At 66.9% G+C, this 16,354-nt stretch carries 14 protein-coding genes and 1 tRNA gene; 8 read left to right on the forward strand and 7 right to left on the reverse strand.

What is annotated here, in order from left to right; genetic code table 11:
* Positions 1 to 96: 96 nt before the first annotated feature.
* A complete protein-coding gene (locus P0Y50_02540; GenBank protein WEK40505.1) occupies positions 97 to 1,812 on the forward strand; it encodes a M1 family metallopeptidase in 1,716 nt (571 codons plus the stop codon).
* Positions 1,813 to 1,949: 137 nt separating this feature from the next.
* Here P0Y50_02540 and P0Y50_02545 read toward each other — a convergent pair whose 3' ends face one another.
* A complete protein-coding gene (locus P0Y50_02545; GenBank protein ID WEK40506.1) occupies positions 1,950 to 2,726 on the reverse strand; it encodes a transglutaminase family protein in 777 nt (258 codons plus the stop codon).
* A 141-nt stretch (positions 2,727 to 2,867) separates the two neighbouring features.
* Here P0Y50_02545 and P0Y50_02550 point away from each other — a divergent pair, with 141 nt between their 5' ends.
* The 3 genes from P0Y50_02550 to P0Y50_02560 are packed head-to-tail and all read left to right on the forward strand — an operon-like array spanning position 2,868 to position 6,603.
* Complete coding sequence (locus P0Y50_02550) at positions 2,868 to 3,455, forward strand: biliverdin-producing heme oxygenase (protein ID WEK40507.1); 588 nt, start codon at positions 2,868 to 2,870, stop codon at positions 3,453 to 3,455.
* Positions 3,452 to 5,623: a histidine kinase dimerization/phosphoacceptor domain -containing protein gene (locus P0Y50_02555; protein WEK40508.1), complete on the forward strand. Its 2,172-nt coding sequence runs from the start codon at positions 3,452 to 3,454 to the stop codon at positions 5,621 to 5,623. The genes P0Y50_02550 and P0Y50_02555 overlap by 4 nt, the downstream gene beginning before the upstream one ends.
* 47 nt (positions 5,624 to 5,670) lie before the next feature.
* Positions 5,671 to 6,603, forward strand: coding sequence for an EamA family transporter (locus tag P0Y50_02560; protein ID WEK40509.1), 933 nt, complete (start codon positions 5,671 to 5,673; stop codon positions 6,601 to 6,603).
* Positions 6,604 to 6,693: 90 nt separating this feature from the next.
* Here the strand turns inward: P0Y50_02560 and P0Y50_02565 are convergent, their stop codons facing one another.
* Together P0Y50_02565 and P0Y50_02570 are read right to left on the reverse strand one after the other, a co-directional pair.
* Positions 6,694 to 6,897, reverse strand: coding sequence for a cold-shock protein (locus P0Y50_02565; protein WEK40510.1), 204 nt, complete (start codon positions 6,895 to 6,897; stop codon positions 6,694 to 6,696).
* Positions 6,898 to 7,094: 197 nt separating this feature from the next.
* Positions 7,095 to 7,856 carry an extensin family protein gene (locus tag P0Y50_02570; GenBank protein ID WEK40511.1) on the reverse strand — a complete coding sequence of 254 codons (762 nt, stop codon included), beginning with the start codon at positions 7,854 to 7,856 and terminating at the stop codon, positions 7,095 to 7,097.
* Between the two features lie 127 nt (positions 7,857 to 7,983).
* Here P0Y50_02570 and ppk2 point away from each other — a divergent pair, with 127 nt between their 5' ends.
* Complete coding sequence (gene ppk2, locus P0Y50_02575) at positions 7,984 to 8,733, forward strand: polyphosphate kinase 2 (protein ID WEK40512.1); 750 nt, start codon at positions 7,984 to 7,986, stop codon at positions 8,731 to 8,733.
* Positions 8,734 to 8,736: 3 nt separating this feature from the next.
* Here ppk2 and P0Y50_02580 read toward each other — a convergent pair whose 3' ends face one another.
* From P0Y50_02580 to tsaD, 3 genes are read right to left on the reverse strand one after another with little or no spacing between them, the layout of a single operon-like run.
* Positions 8,737 to 9,114, reverse strand: a complete 378-nt coding sequence (locus P0Y50_02580; protein ID WEK40513.1) for a Rieske 2Fe-2S domain-containing protein — start codon at positions 9,112 to 9,114, stop codon at positions 8,737 to 8,739.
* Positions 9,107 to 10,105, reverse strand: coding sequence for an NAD(P)-dependent glycerol-3-phosphate dehydrogenase (locus tag P0Y50_02585; GenBank protein ID WEK41512.1), 999 nt, complete (start codon positions 10,103 to 10,105; stop codon positions 9,107 to 9,109). The genes P0Y50_02580 and P0Y50_02585 overlap by 8 nt, the downstream gene beginning before the upstream one ends.
* Before the next feature lie 26 nt (positions 10,106 to 10,131).
* The gene (gene tsaD, locus P0Y50_02590) at positions 10,132 to 11,334 is read right to left on the reverse strand and encodes a tRNA (adenosine(37)-N6)-threonylcarbamoyltransferase complex transferase subunit TsaD (protein WEK40514.1); all 1,203 of its coding nucleotides are present in this window, start codon (positions 11,332 to 11,334) and stop codon (positions 10,132 to 10,134) included.
* Between the two features lie 41 nt (positions 11,335 to 11,375).
* Between tsaD and hemC the strand changes: the two genes are divergently transcribed.
* From hemC to P0Y50_02605, 3 genes are all read left to right on the forward strand, one after another.
* The gene (hemC, locus tag P0Y50_02595; GenBank protein WEK40515.1) at positions 11,376 to 12,341 is read left to right on the forward strand and encodes a hydroxymethylbilane synthase; all 966 of its coding nucleotides are present in this window, start codon (positions 11,376 to 11,378) and stop codon (positions 12,339 to 12,341) included.
* Positions 12,338 to 13,060 (forward strand): uroporphyrinogen-III synthase, encoded by a 723-nt coding sequence (locus tag P0Y50_02600; protein ID WEK40516.1) that lies wholly within the window; start codon positions 12,338 to 12,340, stop codon positions 13,058 to 13,060. The genes hemC and P0Y50_02600 overlap by 4 nt, the downstream gene beginning before the upstream one ends.
* Positions 13,061 to 13,100: 40 nt before the next feature.
* Positions 13,101 to 13,176 (forward strand) — tRNA-Thr (locus P0Y50_02605).
* A gap of 184 nt (positions 13,177 to 13,360) precedes the next feature.
* Here P0Y50_02605 and P0Y50_02610 read toward each other — a convergent pair.
* Positions 13,361 to 16,342 carry a DEAD/DEAH box helicase family protein gene (locus tag P0Y50_02610; protein ID WEK40517.1) on the reverse strand — a complete coding sequence of 994 codons (2,982 nt, stop codon included), beginning with the start codon at positions 16,340 to 16,342 and terminating at the stop codon, positions 13,361 to 13,363.
* Between the last annotated feature and the right edge of the window lie 12 nt (positions 16,343 to 16,354).

Raw genomic sequence — 16,354 nt, forward strand, 5'->3', positions numbered from 1 at the left:
ACAGTTCTGGAAGAGGCCGGTGGAGACGCCGGCCTTTTTCTTTGCGCGCCACGCCGACCGCGCTAAGCCTTTCACGCCAGTGGAAGGGGAAATCCGATGCGCATCAAGGCTCTGTTCGCCGCCGTCAGTCTGACGGCCCTGGCCGCCTGTGCAACCGCCCCCCGACCCGCCGCCCCGGCGACGCGCGAATCGACGGCCTTCACCCTGGCCACGGATCAGCCGCGCACGGTCGAACAGAGGGCCATGCAGTTCGACAAGGCCGACCTGGCCATCAAGGTCATGCCCGCCGAAAAGGCCATCGACGCCGTCGCCGTCCTGGACTTCACCGCAACGGCGCCGCTGGAGCGGCTGGTGGTCGAGCTGGATACGCTGCTGACCATCGCCTCGGTGCAGGTGGACGGCGTGGAGGTTCCCGCCGACCGTTGGTCGAACCCCGAGGGGCGGCTGATGGTCGCCCTGCCCCGCCCGCTGGCGGTCGGTCAGAAGACAACCCTGCGCATCGCCTATGCCGGCCAGCCGCGCGTGGCGCCCCGCGCGCCGTGGGACGGCGGCTTCGTCTGGTCCACCGCCCCGACGGGCGAACCCTGGATCGCCACGGCCGTACAGGGCGAGGGCTGCGACATCTTCTGGCCCTGTATCGACAGCCCGCACGGTGAGCCGGCCCGCGTCGACCTGCACATCACCGTCCCGTCCGACCTGTCGGCGCCGTCCAATGGCCGCTTCCTGGGCAAGGTCGATCACGGCGATGGCTGGACCACCTGGAACTGGTCGGCGAAGTCGCCCAACACCTACGCCATCGCCCTGAACGTGGGCCCATACGAAGCGGTGACGGGCGACTATCGCAGCCGCTTCGGCAACACGATCCCGATGACCTACTGGCATCTGAAGTCGGATGCGCCGGAACAGGTCCAGGCCCTGTTCGCCCAGTTTCCCAAGATGCTGGACTTCTTCGAAGCGACTGTCGGCCCCTATCCGTTCGGCGACGAGAAGATGGGGGTGGTCGAGACGCCGCACCTGGGCATGGAGCACCAGACCATCAACGCCTATGGCAACGGCTACAAGATCGACGGTCGGGGCTATGACTGGCTGTTGCAGCACGAATTCGCCCACGAATGGTTCGGCAACCAGCTGACCAACCAGAACGCCGACGACATGTGGCTGCACGAAGGGCTGGGCAGCTATATGCAGCCCCTCTATGCGCGCTGGTTGCTGGGCGACCGCTACATGCAGCGCGAACTGGCTGATCAGCGCGAGGGGCTGGTCAACAAATATCCCGTCGTCTCGGGTGCGCCCAAGACCGAGGACGAGGTCTATAAGGGCGACGTCGGGCCGGGCAACGACATCTATTCCAAGGGGTCGCTGATCAGCCATAGCTTGCGGATGCTGATCGGCGACGCGGCCTTCCACGAGGCGATCACGCGACTGGTCTATGGCCGACCCGATCCGCGACCGGGCAATTTCGCGCCCCTGTATCGTTCCACCGACGACTTCCTGGTCATCGTCAACTCCGTGACGGGCCAGGACTATGGCTGGTTCTTCCGCGGCTATCTTTACAACGCCGCCCTGCCGGTGCTGGCCGAGACGCGCGAAGGCGGAATGCTGCGGCTGGAATGGACGACCGGCGACGGCGGCCCGTTCCCCATGCCGGTCGAGGTGGAGATCGACGGCCGCGTTCAAGTCGTGCCGATGACCGGCGGTCACGGGCGGATCGCGGTCCCGAGCGGCGCCCATGTCCTGATCGATCCGCTGAACAAGGTGCTGCGCCAGATGGACGTGATCGACGAACTTCAGGCCTCCAAGGCGGCGCATTAAACCCGCTCATCCCCGCGAAAGCGGGGACCCAGTCCTTTCACATCGCGAATCGGATTGAGCAGCGCCTTCTCTGATCCGCATCTGAGCGCCCAAAACTCTGGGTCCCCGCTTTCGCGGGGATGCGCGGACACAAAGGCTCAGGCCGCCGACACCGTCACCGACTGGCGCACCATCTGACACCGCTCCTGGGTCGTCAGAAAGGCGATGTCGGCGGCGTCGCGGCCGCAGGCGATCCGCACCAGCCCCTCGACCGGCGCCAGGCCCGTCGCATCGACCAGCCACCAGCCATTGTCCAGCCAGACCTCGAAAATGGCGTGAAAGTCCGGCGGCGTCAGCTGATGGGCGAAGGCGCTGACGGCGCGCGCAGGAATGCCCGATGCCCGGCACAGCGTCATGCCCAGGTGGGTGAAGTCGCGGCACACCCCCGCCCGATCGATGAAGGTTCGCGCCGCCGTCGTTTCGGTATCCGACACCCCATGCTCGTAATCGACGTGTTCGGAAATCCAGTTCAGGATCGCCAGCACCCGCGCGCCGCCGGCGGTCTCGCCGAACTCGCGCGCCACGAACCGGCCGAACTGGTCGGACGGACAATAGCGGCTGGGCTGGAGATAGGGCAGCACCTCGGCCGGCAACTCGCCCCAGTCGTGTTGCGACACGTCGGGTGGAAGGCCCTTCAGAACGCCATTGTCCACCAGGGCCTCGTAGGTCAGCTTGACCTCGCCCTCGACATGGCATCGCAGGGTGCGGGCGCCGAAATCGACGTCCTGATCCTCATGAAACTCGACCGGCGGATCGAAAGTCAGGCTTTCCTCGATGATGTCCTGGCCCGGCCAGTGGGCGACCTGAATCTTGTAGATGGCGTCCGTCGGCGGATCGAAACGATAGACGAGCTCGGCGCGCACGCGCAGTTTCATGGGGCGACCGATCCAAGACAAAAAGCAAAGAGGCTGCTGAACGTCATGCGACCTGAGCCGTTCCGTGCAGCGCCAGGCCTTGTAGCGCGCCTCTCGCCGAGAGGAAATCGACAAGCCAACACAGTGTGTTAATCTGATCCCATGAGTGCTTCCCCCATCCTCCACGCCCTTCGGGAAGCCACAGCCGCCGCGCACGAGACGCTGGAGACCGAGGCCGGGATCGAGGGTCGTCTGGCGCAGATCGAAACCCGCGCGGCTGCGGTCGCGGCCTTTTATCGTTTTCACGCCGGCCTTGAGCCGGTCAGCCATCCGTTGGTCGCCCGACTGAACGCCGAGGTCGGCGGCGGTTTCGACCCCCGTTCGCGCGCGGACGGCATCGCCCGGGACCTGGCGGCCCTGGGCGTTGTGCAGCCGGCGGCGGCCCGCGTCGAGGGACCGGCCTCCGCCGGAGAGGCCCTGGGCTGGGTCTATGTGGCGGAAGGTTCGATGCTGGGCGGACGGATCATCCGCCGTCGTCTAACCGCCGAAGGACGCGGGCTGGAAGGCCTGAGCTTCCTGGATCCCTATGGCGACGAGACCGGCCCCCGCTGGCGCGCCTTCATGACCCTTCTGGATCAGGCCTGCGCCGCCGGCCGCGCCGATGTCGATCAGATCGTCAAGGGCGGCGTCGATGGCTTCGCCTTCGCGCACCGCATCCTGCAGCCGCAAGAGCAGGAGGCCGCCATTTGACCGAAACCCTCGATCAGATCGCGCCCGACCTGACCCAATGCGATCGTGAACCGATCCACATCCCCGGATCGATCCAGCCGCACGGCTTCATGCTGGTGCTGGACCTGCAGTCGATGACGATCCGCCAGGGCGCGGGTCTGATCGAAGACCTGACGGGACGCAGCGCCTGGATCGGTCGATCCGTGGGCGAGGTTCTGGGCGATGTCGCCGATCGCCGCATTCGTTCGATGGCGGCGGCTCAGGAGACGGGCTTCGTCTGTCGCTGGCGGGCGACCAACCGGCTGGAATACGACGTCGTCGTTCATATGGCGCCGGACCCCACGCCGAGCCTGCCCAGCGGCCTGATGATCGTCGAGATCGAACAAAGCTCGCAACAGGCGCGGCTGGGGGTCGATCTGGTGTCGGGCCTGGGCGCCGCCGGCGCTGCACTGGAACGCGCCGTCACGGTGCATGGGCTGTGCGAACGCGCGGCTGAGGCTTTCCGCCGGCTGACCGGCTTCGACCGGGTGATGATCTATCGTTTTCAGGACGACGAGGCCGGGCAGGTCGTCGCCGAGTCCCGCGCCGATGGGACCGGATCGTTTCTGAACCACCATTTCCCCGCGACCGACATTCCACGCCAGGCGCGCGCCCTTTATCTGCGCAATCCGGTTCGGGTCATTCCCGACAGCCGCTATACGCCCCAGCCGTTGCGGCCGACCACGCCGGGCGAGACGCCTCTGGACATGAGCGACAGCGGCCTGCGGTCGGTGTCGCCCGTTCATCTGCAGTATCTGCGGAACATGGACGTGCGCGCCTCGGCCTCGGTGTCGATCATCGTGGACGACGCCCTGTGGGGCCTGGTGGCCTGTCACAACGCCTCGCCCAAACTGCTGCCGTTCGAGCTTCGGGTCGGATGCACGACCCTGGCGCGCAACCTGGCGGGTCAGCTGAAGGCCAAGAGCGACGCCGAGCTTTATCGCGATCGCACCCGGCTGCGTCGGCTGGAGGACCAACTGGTCGCGCGCCTGCCTGCGGACAAGCCGCTGGCCGCCGCCCTGGCCGACCGCGCCGAGCCGCTGATGCAACTGACCAGCGCGGACGGCCTGGCCATCGTTTCCGAAGGAGAGGTCAGGACCTTTGGGCACACCCCGCCGATCGAGGGCGTTCGGATCATCGCCGATTGGGTCGCCGAACGTCCGGGCCTGCGCCCGGTCTCTTCGCACGCCCTGTCCGCCGTCCTGCCCGAGGCCAAGGCCTGGACCACCCACGGCAGCGGCCTGCTGGCCGTCAATCTGCAGGTGCAGCAGCCGCTGTCTATCCTGTGGTTCCGGGCCGAGGTGCGCGAGACGGTGCGCTGGGCCGGCAATCCCGCCACCGCCGACAAGACCGGCTCCAACGCCACACTGACCCCGCGCGCCTCGTTCGAAAGCTGGTCCGAAGAGGTCGCGGGGCGGGCGCGACGCTGGGGACCGGCCGCCATCGAATCCGCCGGACGATTGCGCGACGCCCTGGCCGACTATTCCGCCATAGACCAGTTGCGACGGCTGAACCGTTCGCTGCAGACCAGTCTGTCGGAACGCGACCTGCGGCTGGAACAGCAGCAATATCTGATCCGCGAGGTCAACCACCGGGTTCAGAACAGCCTGACCCTGGTCTCCAGCTTCCTGGGCCTGCAGGCGCGAGAACAGACGGGACCCGCCGCCATGGCCCTGAACGAGGCGCGGCGTCGCGTGCGGGCCGTGGCGGCGGTCCACAGCCTGCTCTATCGCGGCGAGACCGTCACGACCATCGACATGGGCCGCTACATCGGCGAGTTGATCGACGATCTGACGTCCAGCATGGGCCCGGATTGGGCGGCCGCCACCGAGACCGATCTGGCGCCGGTGTGCGTCGACGCCGGACGGGCCGTAACCATCGGCCTGATCCTGACCGAGCTGATCATCAACGCCCAGAAATATGCCTACAAGGGCAGGCCCGGCCCCTTGCGCATCGCGTTCGAGGAAGACGGCGATGTCTTCCGCCTGAGGGTCGAGGACGAGGGCGAAGGCGGGCACCTGGCGGGCAAGGGCTTCGGCTCCATGATGATCCAGAGCCTGGTCGGACAGTTGGAAGGCGTGATCGACTATCGCGACCGCGATCCAGGCCTGTCGGTCACGCTGAAAGCGCGGATCGACCCGCTGGTTTGAGGCCTGGGGCTGTGGCGTCCCGTCGCACGGGGGCGTAAGAGCCGGCCATGTCCGCCCCCGACCAGCGTCCAGACCCACCTTCCTTCCTGCGTCCCTCTCCGCGCGCCTTCGCCCTGATGGTTCTGTTGGTCGCCGCCTGCGTGCTGGGCCTGGCGCCGATCCTGGTGCGGCTGACCGAAACGGGCCCGGCGGCGGCGGGGTTCTGGCGCTTCCTGTTGGCCCTGCCTCTGCTGGCCCTGCTGGCGGCGCGCGAGCGGGGCGGGATCGCGACGCCGTCGAAATGGGCGCTGCTGGCGGGCCTGTTCTTCGCCCTGGACCTCAGCTTCTGGCACTACGGCATCGTCATGACGTCGGTCGCCAATGCGACGGTGCTGTGCAATCTGACGCCGGTCGTGGTGACCCTGTTCGGCTGGCTGGTGCTGAAGGAGCGGCCGCACCGGCTGTTCCTGTTCGCCCTGGCGCTGGCCATGGGCGGAGCCTTTGCAATGGCGGCAGGCGCAGACGGCGGACAAGGAACCAATCCGCGGCTGGGCGACGCCTTCTCCCTGTCGGTGGCGATCTGGTATTCGGGTTATTTCCTGTCGGTGAAGGCGGCGCGGGCGACGGCGGGGGCCATGCGCGTCACCTTCTGGGCCACGCTTTTGGGCACGCCCCTGCTGCTGATCGTCGCCCTGGCGCTGGGCGAGGACATCGTGCCCGCCAGCCTGGCCGGGTGGGGCGCCTGCCTCGCCATGGGCGTCATGCACGTCTTCGGTCAGGGAGGGGTGGCCTGGGCGCTGGGCCGGCTGCCCGCTTCGATCACGGCCGTCACCATCCTGGTTCAGCCGGTGGTCGCGGGCCTGCTGGGCTGGTGGGTGTTCGGCGAGACCCTGACGCCGGTCCAGGCCCTGGGCGGCGTCCTGGTTCTGGGCGCCGTCGTGCTGGCCCAGCGCGCGCAACGCGCCAGACCGACCCCCGCCGACGCCCTTTCCTCCGGCTGAAGCCGAAACCAGCGGGCCGCTCCCAAGAAAAAACAGGCGCGGAAGCCGAAGCCGCCGCGCCTGTTTTCCAAATCTAGAAGTCTGTTCGACCTAGAGAATCTTGAGGTCGATCGCCGACGTCTTGCCGCGCTGGTTTTCCAGCTCGTACTCGACCTTGGCGTTTTCATCGAGGCCCTGAAGGCCAGCCTTCTGAACGGCGGTGACGTGAACGAACACGTCCGAGCCGCCGCTGTCGGGCTGGATAAAGCCGTAGCCCTTGGTGGGGTTGAACCACTTGACCGTGCCGGTCGCCATGTCTGCGTCTCCGTAAACGCGCTTTTCCAGGCGGATCCCTCTCGAGGTGACCCGACAATCCAACTGGACAGCTCGTTCAGGCGAAGGAGCGAAACGCAGGTGTGGACCCCACGCGAAATCCGGACTGTGCCGATGTTGTCACCCGGCTTTTCCAGACGGTCAACAGCCAAATCGATTCGCAATGGCCGCATTCAACCTTAACGACAGAGGCCGTTGGGCGCGCCGTCGATGTGCAGATGGTCGGCGTGGGCGGGGTTGTAGTCGGGTGACAAGACCGTCGAGAACAGGCGACAGCCGCCGTCCCGGACCCGGTGCAGGAAGCGCGAACCCGACTGCCCCGCCGCCCCCTGGCCACGCCAGTCGTCCAGCACGCTGATGGTGCGGCCGTCCTTCAGGGTGATGGCGGAGACATCCAGGGCGTTGGCGCGGGCGTGTTCGCTTGGCCGTTCGCCCTCGTCCCGGGAGCCATAGATGCGGCGGCAGGCATAGGTTCCGAAATTCTCGACCCGCGCCGGTTCGGACCCCAGTTCCTCGCGCGCGACGGGACGCAGCACCTGCCGGTCCCAGATGACGTAGCGGACGGCCAGTGGGCACTGCATGACCACATTCGCGGGGGCCAAAGGCGTCACCGCCCCGCCCGCGATCCTGACCGCGCCCCGCACCACGCAGAAGCCGCCGTCATCGCGATCGGCCGCGCGCTCCACCTGGACGCCAGCGTCGCGCAGAGCCTTCATGCAGGTTTCGGTCGCCCGTTCCAGCGCCTCGGGCGGCGCAGCGGCGTCCACGCCGAAGGCGGCGACCTTGGCCGCCGTCGCGCCGCCCACCGGCCGGTCCAGATCCAGCGGCTTCCACGGCAGATCCTGGGGCGGAGCGAAGAGGTTCAGCAGGGCGAAACCGGCGCAGGCCAACAGGCCGATCTCCCAGATCAGGTTCCAGATTTCCGCCAGATCGCGCTTCATCGGTCCCCCGTCCGCCCGCCTTCGATGCAGGCCCCGCCCCTAACGCCTCGCGCAACGAACGGCTCCGCTTCAGTCGCCGAGACGGCTTTTGCTTGCCGCCCGGTCGAACCTGGCTCACTCTTTCGCCATGGGAAAGAAATCCGACGCCTATGACGCCGAGCTGGAACAGATTCAGTTGGCCATCGTCCAGACCCAGGCCTGGAGCATCGAACACGGCTCGCGCGTGGTCATCGTGCTGGAAGGCCGCGACACGGCCGGCAAGGACGGCGCCATCAAGCGGCTGACCGAATATATGTCGCCGCGCCAGACCCGCGTCGTCGCCCTGCCCAAGCCCAGCGACCGGGACACCAGCCAGTGGTATTTCCAGCGTTATGTGCCACACCTGCCGGCGGCGGGCGAGACGGTCATCTTCAACCGCTCCTGGTACAACCGCGCCGGGGTGGAGCCGGTGATGGGATACTGCACGCCCGAGCAATACGCCCAGTTCATGACCGACGCCCCGCGGTTCGAGCGGATGCTGACCGACGACGGCATCATCCTGATCAAGATCTGGCTGGATATCTCGCGCAAGGAACAGGCCGCACGGCTGAAGGCGCGGCGCACCGACCCGCTGAAGAAGTTCAAGCTGTCGTCGTTGGACGCCGAGGCCGAGGCGCGGTTCGACGCCTATTCCGACGCGCGCGACCGGATGCTGGACGAGACGGATCGCGACTATGCGCCCTGGACCGTGGTGGCCACCGACGACAAGAAGACGGCGCGGCTGAACATCGGGCGGTTCATCCTGTCGGTGCTGAAACACACCGACCTGCCGGTCAAGAAACCGGACCCGGACGTGGTGTTCGGCGCCCACAAGGCCAAGGAGCGGCTGGCGCGCTGATCGTCAGGCGGTGCGGACGATCCCGCCCGAGGCCGCGACCGGCCAGGGCGTCAGCCGCCCGCCGGCGCAGGGGCCGCCCTTGCATTCGCCGGTCAGCGGCTCGAACACCGCCCCGTGCCAGCCGCACAGGATCAGCGATCCGTCCGGCGTCAGATAGCGGTCGATCTCCATGGCGATGGGGAAACCCGCATGGGGACAGCGGTCGACCCAGCCGGCCACCTGACCATTCTTCCTGACCACAAAGCCGTGGAAGAAGGCCTCGCCGATCTGCAGCACGAAGCCGCGCGAGCCGGGGTCGGCGATGTCGCCCTCGGCGCACAGGGCCACGCCCGCAGGCGTCTTCCAGACCCGTTTCCGCTCGCCCGGCCCGTCCTCAGACACGCTCGGCCTTCAGCGGGCGCGACAGCAGGCCGTCGATCAGACCGTCCACGTCGATCTCGCCCGCCAGCAGAGCCGCAACGCCTTCGGAGATGGGGATTTCCACGCCGAGACGCGCGGCCAGTTCCCGTACGGCCGGCGCGCTCTCGTAACCTTCAGCCACCGACCGTTTGCCGGCCAAAGCCTGTTCGACCGTCTGCCCCTGCCCCAGGGCCAGCCCCAGGCTCATGTTGCGCGACTGGGGGCTGGAGCAGGTCAGGACGAGGTCGCCCAGACCGCACAGCCCTGCCACCGTCTCGGCCTGACCGCCCATGGCGACGGCGAGACGGGTCATTTCCGCAAAGCCGCGCGTGATCAGGGCGGCGTGGGCGCTGCGGCCCAACTGACGCCCCTCGGAAATGCCGCAGGCGATGGCCAGCACATTCTTCAACGCCCCGCCCGCCTCGGCGCCCACCAGATCGGTCGCCAGATAGGGCCGGAAGCCCGGCGCCGACAGGGTGTTCAGCAGCGCCTGACCCAGCGCCTGATCGGCGCAGGCCAGGGTGACGGCGGTCGGCAGTCCGCGCGACACCTCGCCCGCAAAACTGGGACCGGACAGGACGGCGGCGGGGGCGCCCGGCAGGGTCTCGGCCAGCACCTCGGTCATCAGCCTCATCGTGCCGCGCTCGACACCCTTGGAACACAGCACCACCGGCACGCCCGGCCGGTGATGGGGCGCAAAGGCGGTCAGGGTGGCGCGCATATGCTGGGCCGGCGGCACCGCCAGGATCAGGTCGCAGCCGCCCAGTTCGCCCAGGTCCGCGGTGAACTTCAATTCTTCCGCCAGCGGCACGCCGGGCAGATAGAGGGCGTTGGCCCGCGTCGCCCGCATCGTCTCGACCAACTGCTGCTCGCGCGCCTGAAGCGTCGTCTCCAGGCCCGCGCGCACACAGACCTGGGCCAAGGCCGTGCCCCAGGCGCCCGCGCCGATGACCCCTGCCGTGCGGAATTCCATACGCCCTCCCGAAGCGGTTTCGTTCGTCATGCTTTCGCGCCCTTGCGACCCGGCCTGTGCGAAGGATCGGACAGGGCGCGCGCTTCGTCCAGCGGCCATCGCGGCCGGGCGACCACATCGATGTCATTGGTCAGACCCAGCGCCAGCCGCTCCGCCCCCGCCAGGGCGATCATGGCCGCATTGTCGGTGCAATAGGCCATGGGCGGCGCCAGGAAGTCGAAGCCATGTTTCGCCGCCGTCGCCTGCAGGGTCGCGCGGATCGTCTTGTTGGCCGCTACCCCACCCGCGACCACAAACAGTCTTTTTCGCCCTACCGGCCGGCTCGCGGAGCCTGCCTGCATGAGGGCGTCGTGCGTCTCCGCATAGGCCGCCAGCGCCCGTTCCGACCGATCCGACAGCTGGCGCGCGATCGCGTTCTGCACGGCGTCGGCTAGGTCCGCCTTGTCCTGATCGGTCTCGCACGTCTGGGCGATGCGGAAGGCGGCGGTCTTCAGACCCGAGAAGGAGAAGTCGCAATCCTTTCGACCCAGCAAGGCACGCGGCAGGTCGATCCGCGACCCGTCGCCCTGCATCGCCAGCCGTTCCAGCGCCGGCCCGCCGGGATAACCCAGGCCCAGGGCCTTGGCGATCTTGTCGAAGGCCTCGCCCGCCGCATCGTCGATGGTGGCGCCGATGCGGCTCATGTCGCCGATCCCGCGCACCTCCAGAAGCTGACAATGGCCGCCCGACACCAGCAGCAGCAGGAAGGGATAGGCGACCTCCGTCCCCAGCCGCGCCGAGACCGCATGGCCCTCCAGATGATTGACCGCCACCAGCGGCAGGCCGCGCGCCAGGGCCGCCGCCTTGCCGAAGCTGAGCCCCACCATGACCCCGCCGACCAGACCCGGCCCCGCCGTCGCAGCGATCCCATCCAGCCCGTCGTAGCCCATGCCGGCCTCGGCCATCGCGCGGCGCGTGACCTCGGCGATCATCTCGACATGGCTGCGCGCCGCGATCTCGGGCACCACCCCGCCATAGGCTGCATGATCGTCGATCTGGCTGTGGACCACCGACGACAGCACCTCGGCGCAACCGCCGGCAACCGACGGCGTCAGCCGCACCACCGAGGCCGCCGTCTCATCGCAGCTGGTTTCCAGCCCCAGAACCGTCAGGGCCCTGCCGGAACGGGGGCGGACATCCCGTCCAGTTGCCGCTGCCGGGCCGCTGCTATAGTCGGCGGAGATCTCCATCCGGGTCGAGGTAGCGATCCGGCGTCCGGTACGCAACGCTCATGACCTTTCCTCTCCGCATCGGCACCCGCCGCTCCAAGCTGGCGCTCGCCCAATCCGGCATGATGCAGCGCGCCATCGGCCGCGCCCTGGGCGTGCCCGAGGCCGAGATCCAGACCGCCGTGCCCCTGGTCGAGATCGTCACCACGGGCGACCGGGTTCAGGACCGCCGCCTTCTGGAGATCGGCGGCAAGGCCCTGTTCACCAAGGAGATCGAGGAGGCGCTGCTGGACGGCCGCATCGACATCGCCATCCATTCGATGAAGGATGTGCCCGCCGAACAGCCCGACGGCCTGTGTATCGCCGCCATCCCCCAGCGCGAGGACGCCCGCGACGCCTTCGTCAGCCGCGACTTCGACAGTTTCGACGCCCTGCCGTTCGGCGCGCGCCTGGGCACCGCCAGCCTGCGGCGTCAGGCCCAGGCCCTGGCCCTGCGCCCGGACCTGAAGGTCGAGATGCTGCGCGGCAACATCGACACCCGCCTGCGCCGCGCCGCCGATGGAGAGTTCGACGCCATCCTGCTGGCTGTCTCGGGCATGACGCGGCTGGGCGTGACGGATCACATCCGCGAGAAACTGTCGCTGGACGCCTTCCTGCCCGCGCCCGGCCAGGGGGCGTTGGCGCTCCAGACCCGCGCTTCGGACATCGACGCCGAGCGAAACGCGCCGTGGGTCGCCGTCCTGAACCACGCCGAAACCGCCCTGTGCGTCGCCGCCGAGCGCGGGGCCATGACGGCGTTGGAGGGGTCGTGCCGCACCGCTGTCGGCGCCTATGCCCGCATCGCCGACGACATTCTGCATCTGACCACCGAAATGCTCAGCCCCGACGGCTCCGCCCGCTGGCGCCGCGTCGGCGAACTGCCCCAGGCGGATGCGGCCGCCGCCCGCGCCCTGGGCCAGCGGCTGGGGGCCGAGGTCCACGCCTTCGCCGGGGATCAGGAAGTCGATCCCGCGACGCTGGACGGATGACCGCCCCAGCCTCGGCCCCGGCCCCGGTCCGTGTGTGGATCACCCGCGCCGAACCCGGCGCCTCGCGCACCGCCGCACGCCTGGCGGCCATGGGGCTGGACCCCATCGTCGCCCCCCTGCTGGCGGTCGAACCGCTGAAGCCCGCCCTGCCCGACCTCACGACGTTCGACGCCCTGGTCTTCACCAGCCCCAACGGCGTCGCCGCCTTCGCCCCCCTGACGCTGCGTCGCGATCAGCCCGTCTTCGCCGTCGGCGACGCGACCGCCCAGGCGGCGTCGGCGGCCGGCTTTACCGACGTTCGTTCCGCCCAGGGCGACCTGACCGACCTGGCCCAACTGATCGCCGCGAGCCTGTCCGACGCCGTCCTCCTGATCCCCCAGGCCGAAACCCCGGCCGGCGACATGACCGCCGCCCTGACGCTGGCCGGCGCCCGCAACCTCGTGGCCCACGCCCTGCCCGTCTATCGCACGAACCCGACCCACCAAGCGCCCCCCGCCACATTCGACGCGGTCCTGCTCCATTCGCCCCGCGCCGCCAGACTGCTGGCCGACCGCCACGCCGCACGCCTCCGCTGCGCCAGGATCGCCTGCATCTCCCCCGCCGCAGCCGCCCCCCTCGTCGCCCTGAACCTCGATCCGCAGATCGCGACCAGCCCGAACGAAGCCGCATTGCTCGCGATCTTCAAACCGACGCTTGGCAAGCGCGACGCGCCCGTATAAAGACCCCCTCTCGCGCAGGGTCACGGCCCTCGCATCCGGAGCCGCTTTAGCTCAGCCGGTAGAGCACCTCATTCGTAATGAGGGGGTCAGGTGTTCGAGTCACCTAAGCGGCACCACTACTTCCCGTAGGACATGGGAGCGGTTTGAGGCCAAAGGGCCTTTAACCCAGCGTCTTCCTCACTCCTAAGCGAAAGCGCCCCTAACAAGGAAAGCTCTCGGCTTGCGGCGGGAGTGCCTTAGCGCTGGTCAGTCGCTTGGGTGCGCGCTGGGACAGATTTCCGCAGATCAACACGGTGTTGATTAGCTGGCTCCTTCGGACTTGCCCGCTATGTCTCTGACTCGACGGAAAATCTCGAACGCGAGGTGCTCGTGGGCCGCCGTGCGGAAGTCCTTGTCGGTCATCACGCGTGAGAAGATTTCGTCGTTCCCCTCCATGCGGTCAATGAACAGCTCGTCGAGCATCCGTTCCAGATAGGACGAAAAGTTCGCGAGGTTGTTGGCCTTCGCGGCTTCGACGATTTTATCATCCGCTTCCGCGCTCGCGCGAATTTGGTCGAAGAAGAACTGGTCGGCTTCGGCAAAGTCGGTGCCGAACCGGTCGTTCAGCTTGGCGACTAGGGTGGACAGGGTCACGCCCTCTTCGGCGACACCGCCGGTGCCGACGTCGGTCGGTCCTTTCAGCGGGGCGGTTTGGCCATAGCCGAGGTCGATAGATCCTTCGGTCATTTGCTGAAGCCGGAAGAACCGCAAGGCCACTTCGTCATCGAGCGCGAAGGCCTGACCATCGCCGGGCGGGGGTAGCTTGGCGGTCAGGTTGCGGACGAAGGCGTAAAGCCTTTCTAGCTCGCTGTCCTGATAGGGGATGATCTGGGATAGAAAGGCATAAAGGTTTCGATAGGCGGTCAACTGACCTCGGAACTCGTCCTGCTCAACGTCCGTCTTTTCCTTGAACCGTTCGACGACGACGTCGAGCACAGCATTCATCACGCGGTGGTCAGCAGCCGAGTGGTCGCGCTTGCCGCGATACCAGACTTCGGCGAAGGTATCGACGTCGGCTGGGGCGAAGATAGCCCATTGCAGCAACCGATGTTGCAACTCCGACAGCTTGTGCGGGTCGGCGTTCTCGCCGATTGGCGTCGCCTCGTAATAGGGCTTGAAGGCGGCGTAGATGTCCGCCTCTTCGTTGGCAAAATCCAGCACAAAGGTCCGCGCCTTGCCCGGTGCCATCCGGTTCAGCCGTGACAGAGTCTGGACCGCTTGCACGCCTGCCAACTTCTTGACGACATACATGGTCTGCAACAGCGGCTGATCGAAGCCAGTCTGGTATTTCTCCGCGACCAGAAGCACGCGGTAGTCGTCGCGCTCGAATGCTTCGGGCAGTTCACTTTCGGCCAAGCCGTCGTTCATCGACACTTCGGTATAGGACGCGCCGGGATCGTCGGGGTCTTCCACCGCGCCGGAAAAGGCGACCAGCGAGCGGATGCCGGTATAGCCATGCGTCTTGATGTAACGGTCGAACGCCAACTTGTATTTGACGGCGGCGAGGCGCGAGCCGGTCACAACCATCGCCTTGGCCCGCCCGCCTAGCTCATGCATCACGGTCAGGCGGAAATGCTCGACGATGACCGACACGACCTGTTCGATATTGACGGGATGCAGTTCCAGAAACCGAGTCAGCGCCTTGGCGGCTTGTTTACGCGGCACTTCGGGGTCGTCTTCGACCCGTTTTATTAGACCAAAGAACCGCTTGTAGGTCGTGTAATTCAGCAGCACGTCCATGATGAAGCCTTCTTCGATGGCTTGCCGCATGGTGTATTCGTGGAAGGGCGAGACACCCGACGGCCCTGGCTGATCGAACAGAACCTTGGTCTTGAACTTCGGCGTAGCGGTGAAGGCAAAGAAGCTCAGGTTCGGCTGACGTGCCCGTTTGAGGGCGTCGCGGAGCATGGCGGCCTTGGCGTCGTCGGAAAGGGTGTCGTCCTCCTCGTCTGACATTTGGGCAGCGATGGCGGCTTCGATGCCGTCCTTGTTCAGCATTCCTTTCAGGGCGGTGGCCGTCTCGCCGCTTTGGGAGGAATGTGCCTCGTCCACGATGACAGCGAACCGCTTGCCCGCTGTATCGATCTTCACGCCTGAGCCCTTGGCGTCCAATGTCGAAAGGGCCTGGGCGATGAAGGGAAACTTCTGGATGGTGGTGATGACCACCGGCGTCCCGTTCGACAGAGCGCGGACCAGCTGTTGCGTGTTCTCGTCGATCTTCTCGACCACGCCGGTCTTGTGCTCGAACTGATAGATGGTGTTCTGAAGCTGCTGATCCAGCACCCGCCGGTCAGTGACGACGACGACGGAATGAAACACCTTCGCGTCGTTGGCGTCGTGCAGACTGGCCAGCCGGTGCGCCAGCCACGCGATGGAGTTGGACTTGCCCGAACCTGCCGAATGCTGGATTAGATAGTTCCGGCCCGAGCCGTACGCCCCGGCGTCGGCGATCAGTTTCCGCACCACATCGAGCTGATGATAGCGCGGGAAGATCATCGTCTCGCGTTTGATCGTCCGCACGCCCCTGTCGGTCTTGATCTGCCGTTCCTTGACGTCCAGGTGCATGAAGCGTTGCAGGATGTCGATCAGGCTGTCCGCCTGTAGAACTTCGTCCCAAAGGTAGTGGGTCTTCCAGTTGTCTGCGACCGGCGGATTGCCCGCGCCGTGGTCGTGGCCCCGGTTGAAGGGCAAGAAGACTGTTTCCTTGCCTTTCAGGCGGGTGGTCATCCACACCTCGTCAGTGTCCAAGGCGAAATGGACCACCGCGCGTTTCTTGAACGCGAACAGCAGATCGCGCTCGTCGCGGTCGTCCGCATACTGTTTCACGGCGTCGGCGGCCCGCTGGCCGGTCAGGGGGTTCTTCAACTCCGCCGTGGTCACGGGCAGGCCGTTTAGGCTGATCGTCACATCGATGATGCAGCGCCGGTTCTGGCCGTCGGAGCGTTTCAGCACCGAGGTGAAGGCAACCTGCCGCGTGATGGTCAGCCGATTCAGGCCATAAGTCGCGGCGGCGTCCGGGTTCATGGCGGAGTTCGGCCGGAAGTAGGCCAACCGGAACGACTTACCGTAGCATTTGAAGCCATGCCGCAAGACGTTCAGCGTGCCTTTTACGTCCAGTTCCTTGATCAGGCTGTCGAGCACCGTCACCGTGGTCTTGGCCCCCAGCAGGGCTTCTAGCTGAGCCCATTTCGCGGCTTGGGTATCCTTCAGGAAGCCGGTCACGTCCTCGGGAAACAGCGCCAACGCCTCGTCATA

It is taken from the genome of Candidatus Brevundimonas colombiensis (assembly GCA_029202665.1).
Classification (GTDB): Bacteria; Pseudomonadota; Alphaproteobacteria; order Caulobacterales; family Caulobacteraceae; genus Brevundimonas; species Brevundimonas colombiensis.

Bases quoted from the DNA above. Each gene is read 5' to 3' on its own strand.
- P0Y50_02540 (WEK40505.1), top strand. From the start codon at position 97: ATGCGCATCAAGGCTCTGTTCGCCGCCGTCAGTCTGACGGCCCTGGCC.
- P0Y50_02545 (WEK40506.1), bottom strand. From the start codon at position 2,726: ATGAAACTGCGCGTGCGCGCCGAGCTCGTCTATCGTTTCGATCCGCCG.
- P0Y50_02550 (WEK40507.1), top strand. From the start codon at position 2,868: ATGAGTGCTTCCCCCATCCTCCACGCCCTTCGGGAAGCCACAGCCGCC.
- P0Y50_02560 (WEK40509.1), top strand. From the start codon at position 5,671: ATGTCCGCCCCCGACCAGCGTCCAGACCCACCTTCCTTCCTGCGTCCC.
- P0Y50_02565 (WEK40510.1), bottom strand. From the start codon at position 6,897: ATGGCGACCGGCACGGTCAAGTGGTTCAACCCCACCAAGGGCTACGGC.
- P0Y50_02570 (WEK40511.1), bottom strand. From the start codon at position 7,856: ATGAAGCGCGATCTGGCGGAAATCTGGAACCTGATCTGGGAGATCGGC.
- ppk2 (WEK40512.1), top strand. From the start codon at position 7,984: ATGGGAAAGAAATCCGACGCCTATGACGCCGAGCTGGAACAGATTCAG.
- P0Y50_02585 (WEK41512.1), bottom strand. From the start codon at position 10,105: ATGGAATTCCGCACGGCAGGGGTCATCGGCGCGGGCGCCTGGGGCACG.
- tsaD (WEK40514.1), bottom strand. From the start codon at position 11,334: ATGGAGATCTCCGCCGACTATAGCAGCGGCCCGGCAGCGGCAACTGGA.
- hemC (WEK40515.1), top strand. From the start codon at position 11,376: ATGACCTTTCCTCTCCGCATCGGCACCCGCCGCTCCAAGCTGGCGCTC.
- P0Y50_02600 (WEK40516.1), top strand. From the start codon at position 12,338: ATGACCGCCCCAGCCTCGGCCCCGGCCCCGGTCCGTGTGTGGATCACC.